Annotated in this window: 14 protein-coding genes; all 14 read left to right on the forward strand. The window is 64.9% G+C overall.

Going from position 1 to position 16300, the window contains the following annotated elements:
- Window positions 1-367: 367 nt before the first annotated feature.
- The 14 genes from ACY69P_RS05350 to ACY69P_RS05415 all read left to right on the forward strand — a co-directional run bounded on the left by ACY69P_RS05350 (window position 368) and on the right by ACY69P_RS05415 (window position 16128).
- Window positions 368-1003, forward strand: coding sequence for a cytidylyltransferase domain-containing protein (locus ACY69P_RS05350; RefSeq protein WP_459899344.1), 636 nt, complete (start codon window positions 368-370; stop codon window positions 1001-1003).
- On the forward strand, window positions 1000-2010 hold the full coding sequence (locus tag ACY69P_RS05355) for a Gfo/Idh/MocA family protein (RefSeq protein WP_462326798.1): 1011 nt from the start codon (window positions 1000-1002) through the stop codon (window positions 2008-2010). Before ACY69P_RS05350 ends, ACY69P_RS05355 begins: the two co-directional genes overlap by 4 nt.
- Window positions 2007-3161, forward strand: a complete 1155-nt coding sequence (locus tag ACY69P_RS05360) for a DegT/DnrJ/EryC1/StrS family aminotransferase (RefSeq protein ID WP_462326799.1) — start codon at window positions 2007-2009, stop codon at window positions 3159-3161. Before ACY69P_RS05355 ends, ACY69P_RS05360 begins: the two co-directional genes overlap by 4 nt.
- A gap of 3 nt (window positions 3162-3164) precedes the next feature.
- On the forward strand, window positions 3165-4253 hold the full coding sequence (locus ACY69P_RS05365) for an NAD-dependent epimerase/dehydratase family protein (protein ID WP_462326800.1): 1089 nt from the start codon (window positions 3165-3167) through the stop codon (window positions 4251-4253).
- The gene (locus ACY69P_RS05370; protein WP_459899352.1) at window positions 4250-5029 is read left to right on the forward strand and encodes a GNAT family N-acetyltransferase; all 780 of its coding nucleotides are present in this window, start codon (window positions 4250-4252) and stop codon (window positions 5027-5029) included. The genes ACY69P_RS05365 and ACY69P_RS05370 overlap by 4 nt, the downstream gene beginning before the upstream one ends.
- A complete protein-coding gene (locus ACY69P_RS05375) occupies window positions 5029-6072 on the forward strand; it encodes an N-acetylneuraminate synthase family protein (RefSeq protein WP_462326801.1) in 1044 nt (347 codons plus the stop codon). The genes ACY69P_RS05370 and ACY69P_RS05375 overlap by 1 nt, the downstream gene beginning before the upstream one ends.
- A gap of 28 nt (window positions 6073-6100) precedes the next feature.
- On the forward strand, window positions 6101-7930 hold the full coding sequence (gene asnB / locus ACY69P_RS05380) for an asparagine synthase (glutamine-hydrolyzing) (RefSeq protein WP_462326802.1): 1830 nt from the start codon (window positions 6101-6103) through the stop codon (window positions 7928-7930).
- Entirely contained in the window at window positions 7930-9051 is a 1122-nt protein-coding gene (locus ACY69P_RS05385) for an N-acetyl sugar amidotransferase (protein ID WP_462326803.1), read from the forward strand. Before asnB ends, ACY69P_RS05385 begins: the two co-directional genes overlap by 1 nt.
- Entirely contained in the window at window positions 9048-9434 is a 387-nt protein-coding gene (locus ACY69P_RS05390) for a hypothetical protein (protein WP_462326804.1), read from the forward strand. The genes ACY69P_RS05385 and ACY69P_RS05390 overlap by 4 nt, the downstream gene beginning before the upstream one ends.
- A complete protein-coding gene (locus ACY69P_RS05395) occupies window positions 9421-10278 on the forward strand; it encodes a class I SAM-dependent methyltransferase (protein ID WP_462326805.1) in 858 nt (285 codons plus the stop codon). Before ACY69P_RS05390 ends, ACY69P_RS05395 begins: the two co-directional genes overlap by 14 nt.
- Window positions 10279-10422: 144 nt before the next feature.
- Window positions 10423-11523 carry a radical SAM/SPASM domain-containing protein gene (locus ACY69P_RS05400; RefSeq protein ID WP_462326806.1) on the forward strand — a complete coding sequence of 367 codons (1101 nt, stop codon included), beginning with the start codon at window positions 10423-10425 and terminating at the stop codon, window positions 11521-11523.
- A complete protein-coding gene (locus ACY69P_RS05405; RefSeq protein WP_462326807.1) occupies window positions 11520-13088 on the forward strand; it encodes a glycosyltransferase family protein in 1569 nt (522 codons plus the stop codon). Before ACY69P_RS05400 ends, ACY69P_RS05405 begins: the two co-directional genes overlap by 4 nt.
- Window positions 13085-14143 (forward strand): radical SAM protein, encoded by a 1059-nt coding sequence (locus tag ACY69P_RS05410; RefSeq protein WP_462326808.1) that lies wholly within the window; start codon window positions 13085-13087, stop codon window positions 14141-14143. The genes ACY69P_RS05405 and ACY69P_RS05410 overlap by 4 nt, the downstream gene beginning before the upstream one ends.
- Window positions 14143-16128 (forward strand): hypothetical protein, encoded by a 1986-nt coding sequence (locus ACY69P_RS05415; RefSeq protein WP_462326809.1) that lies wholly within the window; start codon window positions 14143-14145, stop codon window positions 16126-16128. The genes ACY69P_RS05410 and ACY69P_RS05415 overlap by 1 nt, the downstream gene beginning before the upstream one ends.
- Window positions 16129-16300: the final 172 nt, after the last annotated feature.

Here is a 16300-nt window from a genome sequence, read left to right on the forward strand (position 1 = left end):
CTCTTTGGGGGCGTTAGGTTGGGGCGTGAACTCGTGTGCGGCGCAGGGGAACAGGGCTGGTCCGCGCCTTTCGGGCGTGGTGGCGGGCAGGGGGCGCTTTGGAATACTCTGCGGAAAGCCGCGCGTGGCAGGTGTTTGGAATACTGCACAAAGCGCGTTGCGGCACGGGGTGTGCTGTACAATGGGGCATTGATGCAGGGTGTGTAGCCTCGTCACGGCGCATGTATCGTACTGTGTTGAGATGCCGTGAAATTTTGAAGCAGTGTTGAAATGGCGCTCATATTCTGCTACATGGCAATATGGTGGAAAAAGTCCTGCTTTTTCCGGTGTGTTGTATCACATTCAGACGAATTGTGCAGGTGGCGGGATGTTTCGGGCGTTCATTCAGGCGAGGATGAGTTCCAGCAGGTTCCCGGGCAAGGTGCTCGCTCCGTTTTGCGGGGTGCCGCTCCTTGCGCATGTGGTGGAGCGGGTGGCGCGGGTGGTGCCGCGCACGCGCATCACAGTGGCCACCAGCACCGAGGGCAGCGATGACCCCTTGGCGGAATACGCCCGCTTGCTGGGCGTTCAGGTGTACCGCGGCGTGCTGGATGATGTGTTCCGGCGTTTTCGTGGGTGCCTGCGCGAATCGCCGTGCGACTGGTTCTACCGCGTGTGTGCGGACAGCCCCTTGCTGCTTCCCGGTCTGCTGACGGAGCTTGCCCGCCACGCGGACCCCGCCACGGCGGACATTGTGACCAACGTCTTTCCCCGGACATTTCCCCAAGGCCAGTCAGCGGAGCTGATCCGCGCGGAGGCCTTCCTTTCCGTTGATCCCGCCTCGCTTTCCAATGAGGAGCGGGAGCATGTGACGCTCCATTTTTACAACCGTCCCCGGATGTACCGCATCGTCAACATTGTGAATCCGCACGATGTGTCCACGCCGCAGAGCCTTGCCGTGGATACGCTGTCGGACATGCGCCGCCTTGAGCGGGACGTGGCAAACCTTGGGAGGCTTGAATGATTCAGGATGGGCCACTGCGCTGTGCTGTTCTGGGCTTGGGTGTGGGAGAGGAGCATGCCCGCGCCCTTGTGGAGGCCGGGTGTGACTTGCGGCAGGTCTATGACCCGGACGCGCATAAGGCATGGGAGGTGGCGACCGCCCACCACTGCGTGGCGGCCCAGCACGTGGAGGAGATTTTTGACGACGGGGCCGTGGATCTTGTGGTCATCGCCAGCCCGGACGATATGCACGCCCGGCAAGTGCTGGCCGCCCTCAAGGCGGGCAAGCATGTGTTTGTGGAAAAGCCCGCCTGCCTGACGGTGCAGGACCTGCGGCGCATCCGCCGGGCGTGGTCTGCCCATGGGGGGCGGGTGAAGCTGCTCTCCAATCACATCCTGCGCGCCGCGCCGCTGTACCAAAGGGTGAAGGCCGACGTGGACGCCGGACGCCTTGGCACCTTGTACGCCCTTGATGGCGAATACCTCTACGGCCGGCTAGAGAAAATCACGAGCGGATGGCGCGGGCAGATTCCTGACTATTCGGTCTTTTTGGGCGGCGGCATCCATATGGCGGACCTGATGCTGTGGCTGGCGGGGGAGCGGCCTGTTGCCGTGCGCGCCCGGGGCAACGCGCTGTGCTCGCATCCGCACCGCCTTGGGTTCAATGATTTTGCCGTGGCGGAGCTGGTGTTCCCGTCCGGTCTGGTGGGGCGGCTTGCCGCCAATTTCGGGTGTGTACAGCCGCACCAGCATGTTTTGCGCGTCTACGGCACCAAGGGCACGGTGCTTTATGACGACGCCGGAGCGCGCGCCTACACCAGCCGCTCGCCCGAAACGCCGCATACGCCCTTCACGGAGTCGCCGCATCCCGAGCACAAGGGGGCGCTGCTCACACAGTTTGTCCGCTGGATAGCCGAGGACCGCGACCTTGCGGCCATGACGCAGGAAGTGTTTGACGCTGTCAGCGTGTGTTTGGCGTGCGACACGGCCGCCGCAACAGGGGAAGAGATGGAGATGGAATACGTATGACGCGAAGCCCGAGCATACCCTTTGGCAGGCCAAGCATTACGGACCGCGAGCGCGAGGCCGTGGCCGCGGTGCTGGATGGCCCCATTTTGACCCACGGCCCGCAGTGCGCGGCCTTTGAGCGGACCTTTGCCACATATCTGGGCGGGGGCGCGCATTGCGTGAGCATGAGTTCGTGCATGGCGGCCCTGCATGTGGCGTGGTTCCACCTTGGCATTGGTCCCGGTGACGAAGTCATCTGTCCGGCCATGACGCATGTGGCCACGGCGCACGCCATTGAGCTTATGGGCGCGCGGCCCGTCTTTGCGGACTGCGACCCCGCAACGGGCAATATCGACCCGGACCACGTAGAGGCCCTTGTCACGGATCGTACGCGGGGCATCACGCTAGTGCATTACCTTGGCATCCCCTGCGACATGGACGCCATTATGTCCATTGCCGGACGCCATGGGCTGTATGTGGTGGAGGATTGCGCATTGGCCTTTGGCGCGCGCCTGCATGGCATTCATGTGGGCCTGTTTGGCGATGCGGGGTGCTTTTCCTTTTATCCGGTGAAGCACCTGACCACGGCGGAAGGCGGCATGCTCACAACGGCGAATGAGCAGATAGCGGCCCTTGCCGCGCAAAAGCGCGCCTTTGGAGTGGACCGCACCCACGATGAGCGCGCCATACCCGGCATGTACGACGTGACCATGCTGGGCATGAACGCGCGCATGAGCGAGATACAGGCCGCACTTGGGCTGGCGCAGATGGAGCGCGCGGACCAGATGCTGGCGCGCCGCGCGCAGAACCACCGTATTTTGAGCGAAGCGCTTGATGCGCTGGAGGACGTGCGCGTCATCGCGGCGACCCTGCCGGACTCGCGCCCCAGCCATTATTGCCTTGTGGCGCAGCTGGAGGGGCGGCTTGCCCCGCGGCGGGACGACATTTTGCTGGCGCTGCGCCGGGCAGGGGTGGGCTTTAGCGTGTACTACCCGCACCCGGTGCCACGTCTTGCCTATTACAGAGAAAAATATGGTTGGACGGAGGGGCAGTATCCCCGTGCCGCCGCCATAAGTGATGCGTCGGTGGCTTTGCCAGTGGGGCCGCATCTTGGCCCGGATGAGATGCACAGCATAGCCGGCGCTTTCGGCAACATCGTCAAGGAGTTGTGAGCCATGGCAGTCATCCCGATTCGTGGACGGCGCATTGCCCTCGTGGGCGGCGCGGGATTCATCGGTCACAATTTGGCCCTGCGTCTGCGGGCGCTGGGGGCGGAGGTGTCCATCATTGACGGACTGATGGTGAACAACCTGCTGACGTTCGCCTCCGCCGGGCAGGATGTGGCCCACCGCGACATGTACCTGAGCATGCTCAACACACGCCTCGACCTGCTGCATCAGGCCGGAGTGCCACTGTTTATTCAGGACTGCCGGGACTATAACGCCCTGTCCAAGCTCATTGACAGGATAGACCCGCATGTGGTGGTTCAACTGGCCGCCGTGGCGCACGCCAACAAGTCCAACAAGGACCCCTTCAGCACCTTTGACCACAGCTTCCGCACCCTTGAAAATGCCCTCGACTGCGCGCGCGGGCGGGTGGAGCATTTTATCTATTTCTCCTCCAGCATGGTCTACGGCAACTTCCGCACCGGCATCGTCACGGAGGAGACGCCGTGCGAGCCTATTGGCATCTACGGCGCGCTGAAATTTGGCGGGGAGAAGCTGGTCATCGCGTACAATCAGGCCTTTGGCCTGCCGTATACCATTATCCGCCCCTCGGCCCTGTATGGCGAACGGTGCGTCAGCCGCCGCGTGGGGCAGATATTCATCGAGAACGCTCTGCACGGCGAGGAAATCCGCGTGCTTGGCGACGGCTCGGACCGCCTCGACTTTACCTCCATCGACGACTTTGTCAGCGGCATGCTCTGCGTGCTGCAAAACGACAATTCCATCAACCAGCTATTCAATCTCACCTACGGGGAATCGCGCTCGCTGGCGGACATGGCATCCATTGTCGCCAAGCACTTTCCCGATGTGCGCGTGCGCTACGTGCCCAAGGACAAGCTGACTCCGGACCGGGGGACGTTGTCCGTGGACAAGGCGCGCGAGTCCATCGGCTATCGGCCCGAGTGGCCGCTGGAGCGCGGTTTTGTAAAGTATTTGAACTGGTACAAGCAGACGTTTGGTCACGGCAATGGCAACGGCCATGGCAAGGCGGCGTCCGGAGCTGCATCCGGCGCGCGGGTGCGGGAGGTTCGGCAATGACGGTGCAGGATGATGTGCTTTGCGTGCCCGCTGATTTCATCCGGCGGGACGAGTGGTTGGAGCTGCGGCTGGCCCGCCCCTGTTTTGCCGTGGACGGATGCATTCTGTCCGGGCTGGACGCCATGCGCCTGCGCGAGGCGTTGGGGGAGCTTTTGTGTGTGCACCGGGTGTTTGTGTCCACACGCATCCTTGCCGATGCGGCGGGGACGGGGTGCGTCTTGCGGCATATGGGCTTCACGCCGGTGGTGACGGCGGTGAGCATGGAGCGGCCATTGGATGACCCTATGGAGCAGACCGGGCCGCTGACCATCCGGCTGGCGCGCGCCAGCGACGAGCGGGACGTGCGCCGCATTGCGCGGGAGAGCTTCCATTCCTCGCGCTTTCATCGCGACTCCATGATCCCAAAGCCTGTGGCGAATTCCATTAAGGAGGACTGGGCGCGCAACTTCTTCCTTGGTCAGCGCGGGGACGCCATGGTGGTGGCGGAAAATGCCGATGGCGAGGTGGCGGGTTTTGCTCTGTTCCTCTGCCGTGGGCAGGAACTGGTGCTGGACCTCATTGCCGTGGATGACAGGCATCGGGGGTTTCGCGCCGGGGGCGATATGATGGCCTTTGCCAGCCGCGAGCTTGGGCGCTTTGCCATCATGCGCACGGTGACGCAGGCGGAGAATATGCAGGCCATGGCGTGCTACCACCGCGCGGGGTTTGCCTCCGTCACGGTGGAGCGGATTTTTCACTATCACGGCGCGCAGGATGACCGCTGCGGGGAGTGCTGATGCATATAGGACGGCATAATACGGACCGCCGGGTCTTCATCGTGGCGGAGATTGGCAACTGCCACGAGGGCGATGCGGTCCTTGCGGAGGAGATGGTTTGGCGCGCGGCGGAAGCTGGCGCGGACGCCGTGAAGTTTCAGACCATTACCCCGGTGCGGCTGGTGTCCCCGCGCGAGCGTGAGCGCGTGGCGCAGCTGGAGCGGTTTCGTCTGTCGCTGGAGACATTTCGGCATTTGGCGCAGGTGGCGGGCATGGCGGGGGTGGAGTTTTTGTCCACACCCTTTGACGTGGACGCTGTGGAGTTTTTGGACGCGCTTGTCCCGGCGTTCAAGGTTGCCTCGGGCGACAATGCGTTTCATCCGTTGCTTGCGGCTGTGGCGGCCACGGGCAAGCCCGTGCTCCTGTCCACAGGCCTTGTGGGGCTGGAGGATGTGCGGCGGAGCATTGCCTATCTGCACCGGCATGCCCCGGGCGGCGCGCTGGACGTTGCGGCCCTGCACTGCGTCAGCGCCTACCCAACGCCGCCGGAGCAGGCCAATGTTGCCGCCATCCGCGAGCTTGGCCGCCTTGGCGTGGTGCCGGGCTATTCCGACCATACGCTGGGCATAGAGGCCGCAGTACTGGCCGTGGCCTGCGGCGCGCGCATCGTGGAGAAGCACTTTACCATCGACAAAAAGCATTCCTCCTTCCGCGACCATGCCCTCGCCGCAGACCCGGAGGAGATGGCGCAACTGGTGCGGCGCATCCGGCGGGCCGAGGCCATGTTAGGCACGGGCCGCAAACAGCCCGCCCCGTGCGAAGAGGGCGGCGGCGCGGCAATGACGCGCTCCTTGGTGGCGTCGCGCGATGTGCGGGTGGGGACGGTACTGACGCGGGAGCATATCGACTGGGTCCGCCCCGGCGGCGGCATTGCTTCTGGCGGCGAGGATGCTGTGCTGGGCCGGGCGCTGACGCGGACCATCCGCCGCGGCGAAATGATTCTGCCGGAGGACGTGGCCCCGCGTGAGGACGCGCTGGCCGCATCCGAACCGGCGGCGGAATAACCGGCCCCGATGGCCGGGAGGACACATCATGTGCGGGATAGCGGGCTACTACGGACGGGCGGAGGTTGCGGACGGCGCGGTGCAGGCGTGCCTGCGCCGTATGCGCCACCGTGGGCCCGACGCCAGCGGCGTGTTTCGCCGTCAGCTTCCCGGCGGCATGAACGTCTGCCTGCTGCACTCGCGCCTTGCCATTATCGACCTGGATGAACGCGGTAACCAGCCCTTTGTGACCCCGCGGCACGCCCTGACCTTTAACGGCGAGGTCTACAACTATGTGGAGCGCCGCCGCGCTATGCAGGATGAGGGCGTCGTTTTCCATACCCGCACGGATACCGAGGTGCTGGCGCGCACGCTGGACGTGGAGGGTACAGGCGGGCTGGACGCGCTGGAAGGCATGTGGGCCTTTGCGGCGGTGGACCTTGCCACGGGCGCGCTGACGCTCTGCCGGGACAGATTTGGCGAAAAGCCGCTCTATATCCGGCGCGACGCTACGGGGCTGTATTTTGCCTCGGAAGTGAAATTTCTGGAGGCGCTGTGCGGGCGGCGGTTCCCGGTGAATATGGCGCACGTGCGGCGCTTCCTCGTCAACGGCTATAAGTGCCTGTACAAAACGCCGCAGACGTTTTTTACCGGCGTGGAGGAGCTTCCGGCGGCGCATGTGCTGACGCGCGGGGTGGACGGCGAGGAGCGGCGCATCCGGTACTGGACGCCGTGCGTTGCCCCGGATGACGCCATGACGCGGGACGAGGCCGTTCGCGGCGCGCGCGAGGCCTTGACCGAAGCCGTGCGTCTGCGCCTGCGGGCGGATGTGCCCATAGCCTTTTGCATGAGCGGCGGGGTGGATTCCAGCTCCCTCATCGCAGTGGCGCGGCGGATGTTTGACCACGACGTGCACGGCTTCACCATCGTCAATACCGACGAGCGCTATGCGGAGTGGGACGCGGTGGAGAAAAGCGTTGCGGACCTTGGCATCCGGCACACGGCGCTCCCTCTGCGCACGGGGGGCTTTCTGGATGGACTGCGCCGCGCGGTGCGCCAGCACGACGCCCCGGTGTATACCGTCACCTACTACGCGCATTGGCTCCTGATGCAGGCGGTGGCGGAGAGCGGGTACCGCATTTCCGTGAGCGGCACGGGCGCGGATGAGCTCTTTACGGGCTACTACGACCACCACGCGCTGTACCTGCACGATATCCACCACGATGCCGGGCTGTACGGCAGGGCGCGGGACAACTGGATGCGCCATGTGGCCCCGGTGGTGCGAAATCCTGTCCTGCAGGACCCGGACGTGTTTGTGAAGCGGCCGGGCGAACGGCGGCATATTTACCTCGACGCAGACCGCTTTGCCTCCTATCTGCGCGCGCCGTTTGCGGAGCCGTTTACGGAGCGCGGCTACGAGGGCGGCCTGTTGCGCCGCCGCATGCAGAACGAGCTATTTCATGAGGCTGTGCCCGTCATCCTGCACGAGGACGACCTCAACGCCATGGCCTTTTCCGTGGAGAACCGGTCCCCGTTTTTGGACCGCGCGCTGTTTGAGTTTTGTGGCCGCATCCCAACGCGCCACCTCATCCATGACGGCTACAACAAGTCCGTCCTGCGCGAGGCCATGCGCGGCATTGTGCCGGACCATGTGCTGGATGACCGCCGCAAGGTGGGATTCAACGCGCCCGTTTTTGGCTTCCTTGACCGCTCGGACCCTGCCGCGCGCGCCGAGATACTGCGCGAGAGTCCGGTGTTTGATGTGGTGCGCCGCAGCGCGGTGCAGGACCTGTTGGACCGCGAAACCCTGCCCAACTGCGACAGCAAGTTTCTGTTCAGCTTTTTGGGGGTGAAGATGTTCCTTGAGGAGTACGCCTGATGCGTTGGTGCTCGCGCTGTGTTTTGCCGGATACGCGTCCGGGCATTGTGCTGGACGATGCGGGCGTGTGCACGGCCTGCCGCACCCACGCCGCGCGTCCGCAGGTGGACTGGGACGGCAGGGCGCGGCGCTTTGCCGCCCTGTGCGACGAGGTCCGCGGCAGTGGTCCGGGCTACGACGTGCTCATCCCCGTCAGCGGCGGCAAGGATAGCCACTGGCAGGTGCTGACCTGCCTTGAGCATGGTTTGCGCCCGCTGTGCGTCACATGGCGGCCACCGGGGCGCACGGCCCTTGGGCGGCGGAATTTGGACAACCTCATCGCCCTTGGCGTGGACCATATGGATGTGTCCATCGCGCCGGATGTGGAGCGCCGCTTCACCCTTGCGGCCATGGAGCGCTTTGGAACGCCGGGGCTGCCCATGCATATGGCCATATTCAACATACCGCTGAACCTTGCCGTGCGCTTGTCCATCCCCCTTGTGGTGTGGGGCGAGAATTCGGCCACGGAGTATGGCTCCGAGGATGGGCGGCATATGGGCCTGCGCCTGACCTCCGGCTGGCTGGAGCGCTACGGCGTGATGCACGGCACCACGGCGGCGGACTGGGTGGGGGAGCATGGCCTCACCGCGCGCGAACTGACGCCGTATACCGGCCCGGACCCGGACGCACTGGAGGCCAGCGGCGTGCGCGCGGTCTTTCTTGGCTGGTTCTTCCCGTGGGACCCGCAGCGCATGCGCGACGTGGCGCAGGCGCACGGCTTCACCCGCCGCGAGGGCGGCGCGGCAACGGGGCTGTACGACTATGCGGACGTGGACGATGCGTTTATCAGCGTCCACCACTGGCTGAAATGGTACAAGTTCGGCTTCACCAGAACCTTTGACAATTTGTCGCTGGAAATCCGCAGCGGGCGCATAACGCGCGAGGACGCCGTGACCAGCATCCGCCAGCGCGGGGACGATACGCCGCGCGCGGACATCGCCGCCATGAGCGAGTTTTTGGGCATATCCACCGCGCGCTTTTATGACATGGCGCAGCGCTTCCGCAATCCGGACGTGTGGCAGTGGGACGGGGAGCGGTGGTGGATACCCGACTTTTTGGTGCCGCAATGGGAGTGGACATGAAAATACGGACCATCACGCCGCCACGGCAGTTTACAACCGGACGCCGCAAGGATGTCCAAATGCGCGATTGCGCCCACATCCGCCTTGCCCCGGATGAGCAGGTGACGCTGTTGACCGACGCGGGCGCGGAGTACGACGTGGCGCGCAAGTCGTGGGGCTTTTACGCCACACCGTCCATCAATGGCCGCCTTGCTGGGTTTGGCCTGCGCGCGGCGCTCCTTCGCAGCACCATAGGGCGCTATTTCATCGTGCTTATCGAGGACGGGCGCGAGGCCGAATACGCCGCCTATCTGCGCAGTGAACGGCTGACCGAGGTCTGCCGGTTGGATGAGGATGCGCTGGACGCCATAGCAAGCGCGGAGGCGGCCCATGAGTGTGGATAACGGCCTCATCTGCATCTGCGGGGGCAGCGACATGCGGCGCGAACTTGCCTACGACGCGCCGCCGCAGGGCGAAACGCATTTTTCCCTCACGGGCGAATACCGCCGGGAGTATTGGCAGTGCCAGTACTGCGGGCATATGGCCGCGCGTCTAAGCATGAATCTGAGCGGGCTGTATCAGCACGACTATGTGGAGGCCACCTACGGCGGTATGGACGGTCTGCAGCGGTCCTTTGAGCGGGTGGTGAACCTGCCCCCGGAGCAGTCGGACAATGTGGGGCGGGTGTCGCGCATTATCACCTTTGCGGAGGGGCGCTACCGGGGCGGCGACCCGTCCGGCGCGGCCATGCGGCTGCTGGACGTTGGGTCCGGGCTGGCGGTGTTTCCCCACGCCATGCGTCAGCTGGGCTGGAATTGCACCGTGGTGGACGTGGATGAGCGGTTGACGACTCACGCGGCGCAGGTGGCCGGGGTGCAGGCCGTGTGCGGCGACTTTGCCACCATGAGCGAGCTGACGGGGTATGACGCCGTCACCTTTAATAAGGTGCTGGAGCACGTGGCGGACCCCGTCGGCATGTTGGCGGCGGCGGGGGGGAGCCTTGCCCCGGGCGGCTTTGTGTATGTGGAGGTGCCCGACGGCGTGGCCGCACTGTTTGAAGGCCCGCACCGCGAGGAATTCTTTGTGGAGCATTTGCATGTGTTTTCGCCGGCATCCGTGGCCATCCTTGCCGCGCGGGCCGGATTTTCACCCCTTGCCGTGGAGCGCGTGCGTGAGCCCAGCGGCAAGTTTACCCTGCGCGCGTTTTTGGAGCCGGACAGCATGGGCCCGCATTGGTGGGCGCTGTAGGCCTCGCTCCAACGCGCTGGAATGCTGGGCTTTGCCCCGCCGTGGCCGCATTTGTGCACGGCATGAAGGATGATGTGGTTTTGACTGGATGATGGGCCGCCGCGCGAAGCGGGCGTGACGGCCACAGCAGACAGGGAGCGTACGGTGCCCCGAACCATCAACCCAAACATCACCTACGTTGGGTCCGCCCTGAGGCAGGCGCGCTACGCCATGAGCCAGCGCCACGCCATGCGGTACCTGATGCACCGGGCGCGGTGGTCGCTTTTGCCCCGGTGGCGTCGGGTTTCGGCCTTTCCGGAGCATGTGGACATTGAAACGGCCTCCGCATGCCAGATGGCCTGCCCCATGTGTTTTCAAACCGTGCGCGGCGATGTGCCGCGCGGCGTGATGGACCCGGCGCTCTTCCGCCGCGTGATGGACGAGGTGGCGGCGCGCCGTCCGTACTCCATCCGCCTGTCGTGGCGCGGGGAGTGCCTGTTGCATCCGCAGTTTGCGGAGCTTCTCGCCTACGCGCGGCAGAGGTTCTCCGGCAGTATATCCTTCCTGACCAACGCCCTTGCGCTGGATGATGCGCTGATGGAGCGCATTGTTGCCGCGCAGACGGACTATATCGTCATCTCCGCCGACGGCGTGGGCCGCACCTACGAGGCCGTGCGCCGCCCAGCGCGCTTTGACGACCTTGTGCGCAAGCTGGAGCGCCTGCGTGATATCCGCCGGGCGAATGGTTCGCGCTTTCCCCGCGTGCGCATCAACGCCGTGAGCACATGGCTCACCGCCGGGGAGCGGCGCGAGTTTGTGGAGACCTTCCAGCCGCTGACCGACGCCATCCTTATTGGCGAGATGCTGTCCAACTTTGCCGAATACACGCCGCCGCATGACCCGGATGCGTTTTGCGCCTCGCCATGGCAGCGGCTGCTCGTGGGGTGGGATGGCTCGGTGCATCCCTGCTGCTGCGATGTGGCGGGCAAGTACAGCCTTGGCAACGTGGCGGATGCGTCGCTGGCGCAGATGTGGCGCGGTGGGCGGCTGACGGCGCTACGGCGGGCCATTGCCCGCGGGCGGCGCCTCAGCATCCCCCTGTGCCGCGACACGGATTGTGGCGTGGATGAAAATGACAACGAGGCGTCGGAGGAGTTCATGGACCTGCTTCGCGCGCAGGTGATGCGCCAGCATGGGGCGGAGAGTCCGCTCCTTGGCTACTTGCGCGGCGGTGCGCGCTCCGGCGCGGGGGAGGAGGCGGCATGACATTCAAGATTGCGGCTCTTCTCAACAAATCAGAGCGCGAAGGCCCAACCATGGACGCCATCCGCGCCCGCCTTGCCGAGTGCGCGCCGGACTGCGAGCTGGAGACCTTCGTCGCCACGGACCCGGCATTCACCCAACAGGTGATGCGCTACCGCCCGCAGGTGCTGTTGTCCTATCCCTATACCGCGCGGACCTGCTCGGTGCGGTCCTATCTGTTCAAGCATATTTTGGGGTGCTTCAACGTGTGCCTGCGTACGGAAGGGCAGTTGGACTACCGCCACGGCAACAAGAATACATGGCTGGTGGGGCTGGAACCCTACGGGCCGGACTTTGTGGACTATGAGCTGTTCTGGAGCCGCCGCATTGCGCAGATGACCGGTGAGGAACTGGTGCGCTGTGGCAAGCTGTCGTCAGCCGAGCGCATCCGCGTCTTCGGCTATCCGCCCTACGAGGTCTATTTCCGCCCGTGGGACAACGCCGAAGACACCATGCCTGCGGCCTACCGCGAGCGCATGGACGCGACCCCGCGCGAGCGGGTGGTGACGTTCATTACCAACTTTTGCTTTGCCGACTACTCGGCGGAGGACATCGTCCGCGCGGGGGATTTGGTGGACGCATCGGCCCCGGATGCGCAGCAGGAGGTGGTGGCGGGCATCAACGGCGCGCGGCGGTGCGCGGTGTTCCGCCAGAAGTGGATAGACAACATCCTGCGCACGGCCTACCGCAATCCGGACGCTCTGGTGGTGGTCAAAAGCCACCCCGTGGAGCACATCATCTTCGACCGCAAGCGCCACAATCCCTACAAGGACGCCTTCTCGCGCCTGCCGAATATCCTCTACATCCGCGAGCCGGTGCGCATTGCGGACCTCTTGCGCCGCACGGGGCTGTTTTTCCACTACGGCTCCACCTGCCTTGCGGAAAGCTACCTGCTGGGCATTCCCTCGGTTTTCGTCACCAGCGAGGAACTCTACGGCGAGGGGAAGAATCCCACCAATCCGAACTTCTACTTCCACGACTCGGGCTGGGAGTCGTCGGCGCGTGCGGATATTGACGATGTCTCCGCCCTTGTGACCCAGCACCTGCACGAACCGTTGGCTTTTACCATGCGCCCGCACATGCGCCGCGTTCTCTTGGATGTCTTTAACATCGACGACGGGCATCTGCGCGGAGCCAAAGCCTATGACCCGTCGCTGGAGATTGCCCGCTTCCTTGCCGGTCTGGCGCAGGATGCGCCGCAAAAATTGCGGGATGACGACCCCTATGTGCTGAATGCCTTGGACAAGGCCGGACTGTCCGTGCTGGACGCCATGATTGCTTCTGGCGTTGCGGTTATGCAGGCCGGGGACCATGGCGCGGCGCTGCGGGAATTGAACGAGGCGCACGCGCTCTCGCGCCGGCTGGATGTGGACCTGCGCGACCTTGACCACCTGCGCGTCATTTGCATGAGCAGCCTCGGCATGGTCCAGCAGGCGCAGCGCCTCGTGGACGCTATGGAAGACTCGGCGGAGGGCAAGCGCCTGTCCGCGCGCATTGCCATGCCACCATCACAAGGAGGACCGTCATGAGCACCCTTGCCTACAGCCACCTTGAGCCGACCGATCAGGTGCGCCTGATTGCCTATAAGGATTTGGACGCCGTGTTCCGGCGGCATTTTGGCGAGGCATACGACGCCTACCGCCACGCTTGGTACGCCGCGCAGGATGGCGACCACATCCCCGAGTTTCCCCTCAGCCTCGACTTTGAGACCAACAACTTTTGCAACCTGCGCTGCCGCATGTGCCTGTTTTCCACCAATCTGCACCCGGACGCCAAGCGCCAAAAGGGCTTTTTGGGCATGGACCTGTTCCGCAAGCTGGTGGACGAGGGCGCGGAACATGGCCTGCCAGCCATGACCTTTGGCTTTGAGAGCGAGTCCCTGCTCAATCCGGCCCTTGCGGATATGGTGGCCTATGCCCGCAGGCGCGGGGTGATGGACATCCGCGTTGGCACCAACGGCATGCTGCTGGATGCGGAGATGTCCAAGCGGCTTATTGGTGCAGGGCTGACGCGGCTGGAGGTCTCCGTGGATGCCGTGAGTCCGGGCACGTATGCCGAGGTGCGTCGCGGCGGCAACTATCACCGCCTGATGCGCAATATTTTTACCTTCCTTGAGGAGCGCGACAAGGTCGGCTCGGACTTCCCCCTGTTGCGGGTGAGCTTTTTGAAGCTGGACGTCAACCGCGATGAGCTTCCGGACTTTATCAACTATTGGCGCTACGTGGCGGACTACTTTTCCATCCAGAACCTGCTGGACTACGAAATCATGGAGGAACGCCACGGCATGAGCGTGCCGCACGCCGAGGTCCCGCAGGACTTCCGCTGCGCCAAAATCAATCAGCGCATGTACGTGCGCTACAACGGGCAGGCCCTGCCGTGCGGCTACGTCTTTGGCTGGGACGGCCTGCGCCTTGGCGACCTGACGGCCATGAGCGCGCATGACGCGTGGAACTCCCCGAAATTCCGCGATCTGCGCCGGATGCATATGCGCCGCAGGTACATGGACAACCCCTACTGCCTGCGCTGTGTGTCGCACACCACCACGGGCGGGCTGGAAGTGGAACGGGAGCTGGAGGGCACCTGATGATTCAGCCGTACCGGATATGGTTCATTGGCGACTCGTCAGCCTCGGGTATTGGCCTTGGGCGCGAGGTCTTCCCCCGCCGCGTGGCCGCGCTGGCCGCGGAAGGGGGGCGTGGACCGGTGCGGGCGGTGAATTGTGCGGTGCCGGGCTTTACCAGTACGGACGCCGCCGCGCTGGTGCGCGACATTGCCGGAACGGGCGGGCTTGGCGCGGGCAGCGCTGTTGTCCTGTACCTTGGCAACAACGAGCAGGCGGCCTCGCGCTACAAGGGGCGCTACAGCGGGCTGACGCGCTGGCGGCGGGCGCTCAAGTCCTTGATGCCCGAAACGAACGGTGGCGGCGTGGTGCGGTGGGGGCGCGGCGGCCTGCACTTTGAGCCGGACCCGGCGGAGGCGGCCACGGCCAACACCGTGGAGGATTTTTTGTTCAACATGCGGCAGGTGCTGAAGGTGGTGCGCCTTGCCGGAGGACGCGCCGTGGTGGTCATCCCCAGCGCCAACAAGCGCTTTCCCCATGGCGTGGGCCTGCCCAACGCGCCGTGGTTCAAGGCCGCGCACAGCACGGACCGCATCTCGGACTTTATCCGCCAGTGGTACGACCCGGACGGCGGCGTTGTGGGCGGGCTGTATCGGGGCATCCTTGCCCTGGAGAAGGGCCGCTACGGCTTGGCGCAGGAGTTTTGCGCCGAGGCGGCAAGGGCCGATGCGCCCGGCGTCCGCGCGGCGGCGGCAAACAACGCGGCAGTGGCCCTTGCCGGGCTAGGCCGCGTGGATGAAGCCCGGCGCACCCTTGAGCGCGCGGCGGCGGAGCATCCCCTCTATGCGCCCATTTATCTGGACAATGTGGCGCGCATCCTGCGCGTGCAGGGGCGGCGCGGCGGCGCGGACGAGGCAGACCGGGCGGCCTTTTATGCGGATACGTCGCTGTACCGCGTCAAGGACGAAGGGCGCGAGGCCCTAAAGCTGGCCGCGCAGGAGAGCGGGGCGGCTGTTGTGGATGTGGACGCGCTGGCTGGCGACGGGGGCTTTGTGGACTACTGCCACCCCACCCCGGACCTGCACGGGCGCATTGCCAGCGCCGTTATGGAGGCGCTTGGCGGCGATTTGCCACAGGCGGGCGGCGAGTGCGGGTATGAGCGCTGGCTGGTCAGCCCGGACGCTTTCTCCGGTCGGTGCGGCTCCCTGCTGGACTACTACCAGATTGACCGGGGCGAGGCCGACCCCGAGGGCGTGTTCTGCACCTTTATGGAGACCTCGCGCGTGGATGTGCCGGAGGAGGATTTTCTGGCCGAGGCCATTATCGGCTTTACCCGCAGCGCGTTGGAGCATCCGCTGTTTGGCTTTGGCGAGGACCTTATGGCTATGCCGCCGCAGTATTGGTTCGAGATGCTGAGCTTTCCGGAGTTTCATACTTATCGCATCCTCGCGGTGTATTTGGACATGTTGGAGCGCGCAGGAGAGGGCGGCATTCTTGCGGAGTATCCGGGCTTTGACTTTTCTGCCGCGGCCTACCGGGACCTTGTGCTGATGAAGCGAAAGCGGCCGCTGGAGCGCCCGGTGTCCACCTCGCCAGCGTATGCGGCGCGGCTGGTGCAGAGCCTGCGCCGCTACCTGCGCGACAGGGCGCGGTTCGCCATCGACCCCGAAGCCCGCCGCCGTACCGTCATCTATTGGTACACGCGGGAGTCGTTCCGCTACGGCACGCAGTCGCGCACCAGCATGCTGTTTGATGTGTGGAGTTACGAGCGCGCCATGGAGGCGCTTCTCGCCGCGTGCGCCATCTGGCGGGCGGCGGACGACGGGGCGCTGTTTGAGGCGGGGCGGCGGCAGGTGCGGATGCTGGCGGAGCATGTGTCCGGGCTGGTGGCCGCACTGGACGAGGGCACCCCAGCGCGGGATGTGGACGCCGTGTCCGCGCGGTTTTTGGCGGAGTTTGACGCCGGCCTTGGGCAACTGGTCTGCACGGCAAAGCGGGAGGCCTCATGAGCATCCTTACCGGCCTTTTGTGGGCATGCGCCGGCCTTGCAGGGGCGGAGGCTGCCGCGCGCGTCTGCTGGCGCACCCTTGTGCCGCGCCGCAAGCGTCTGTTTGTGGAGGCTCTGCTGCCGGGCACGGCGGCGGCGGCTTGTTTGCGGATGGATTCTCGCATTTCCGCCAG

The sequence above is a fragment of the Desulfobaculum sp. genome (assembly GCF_054921475.1).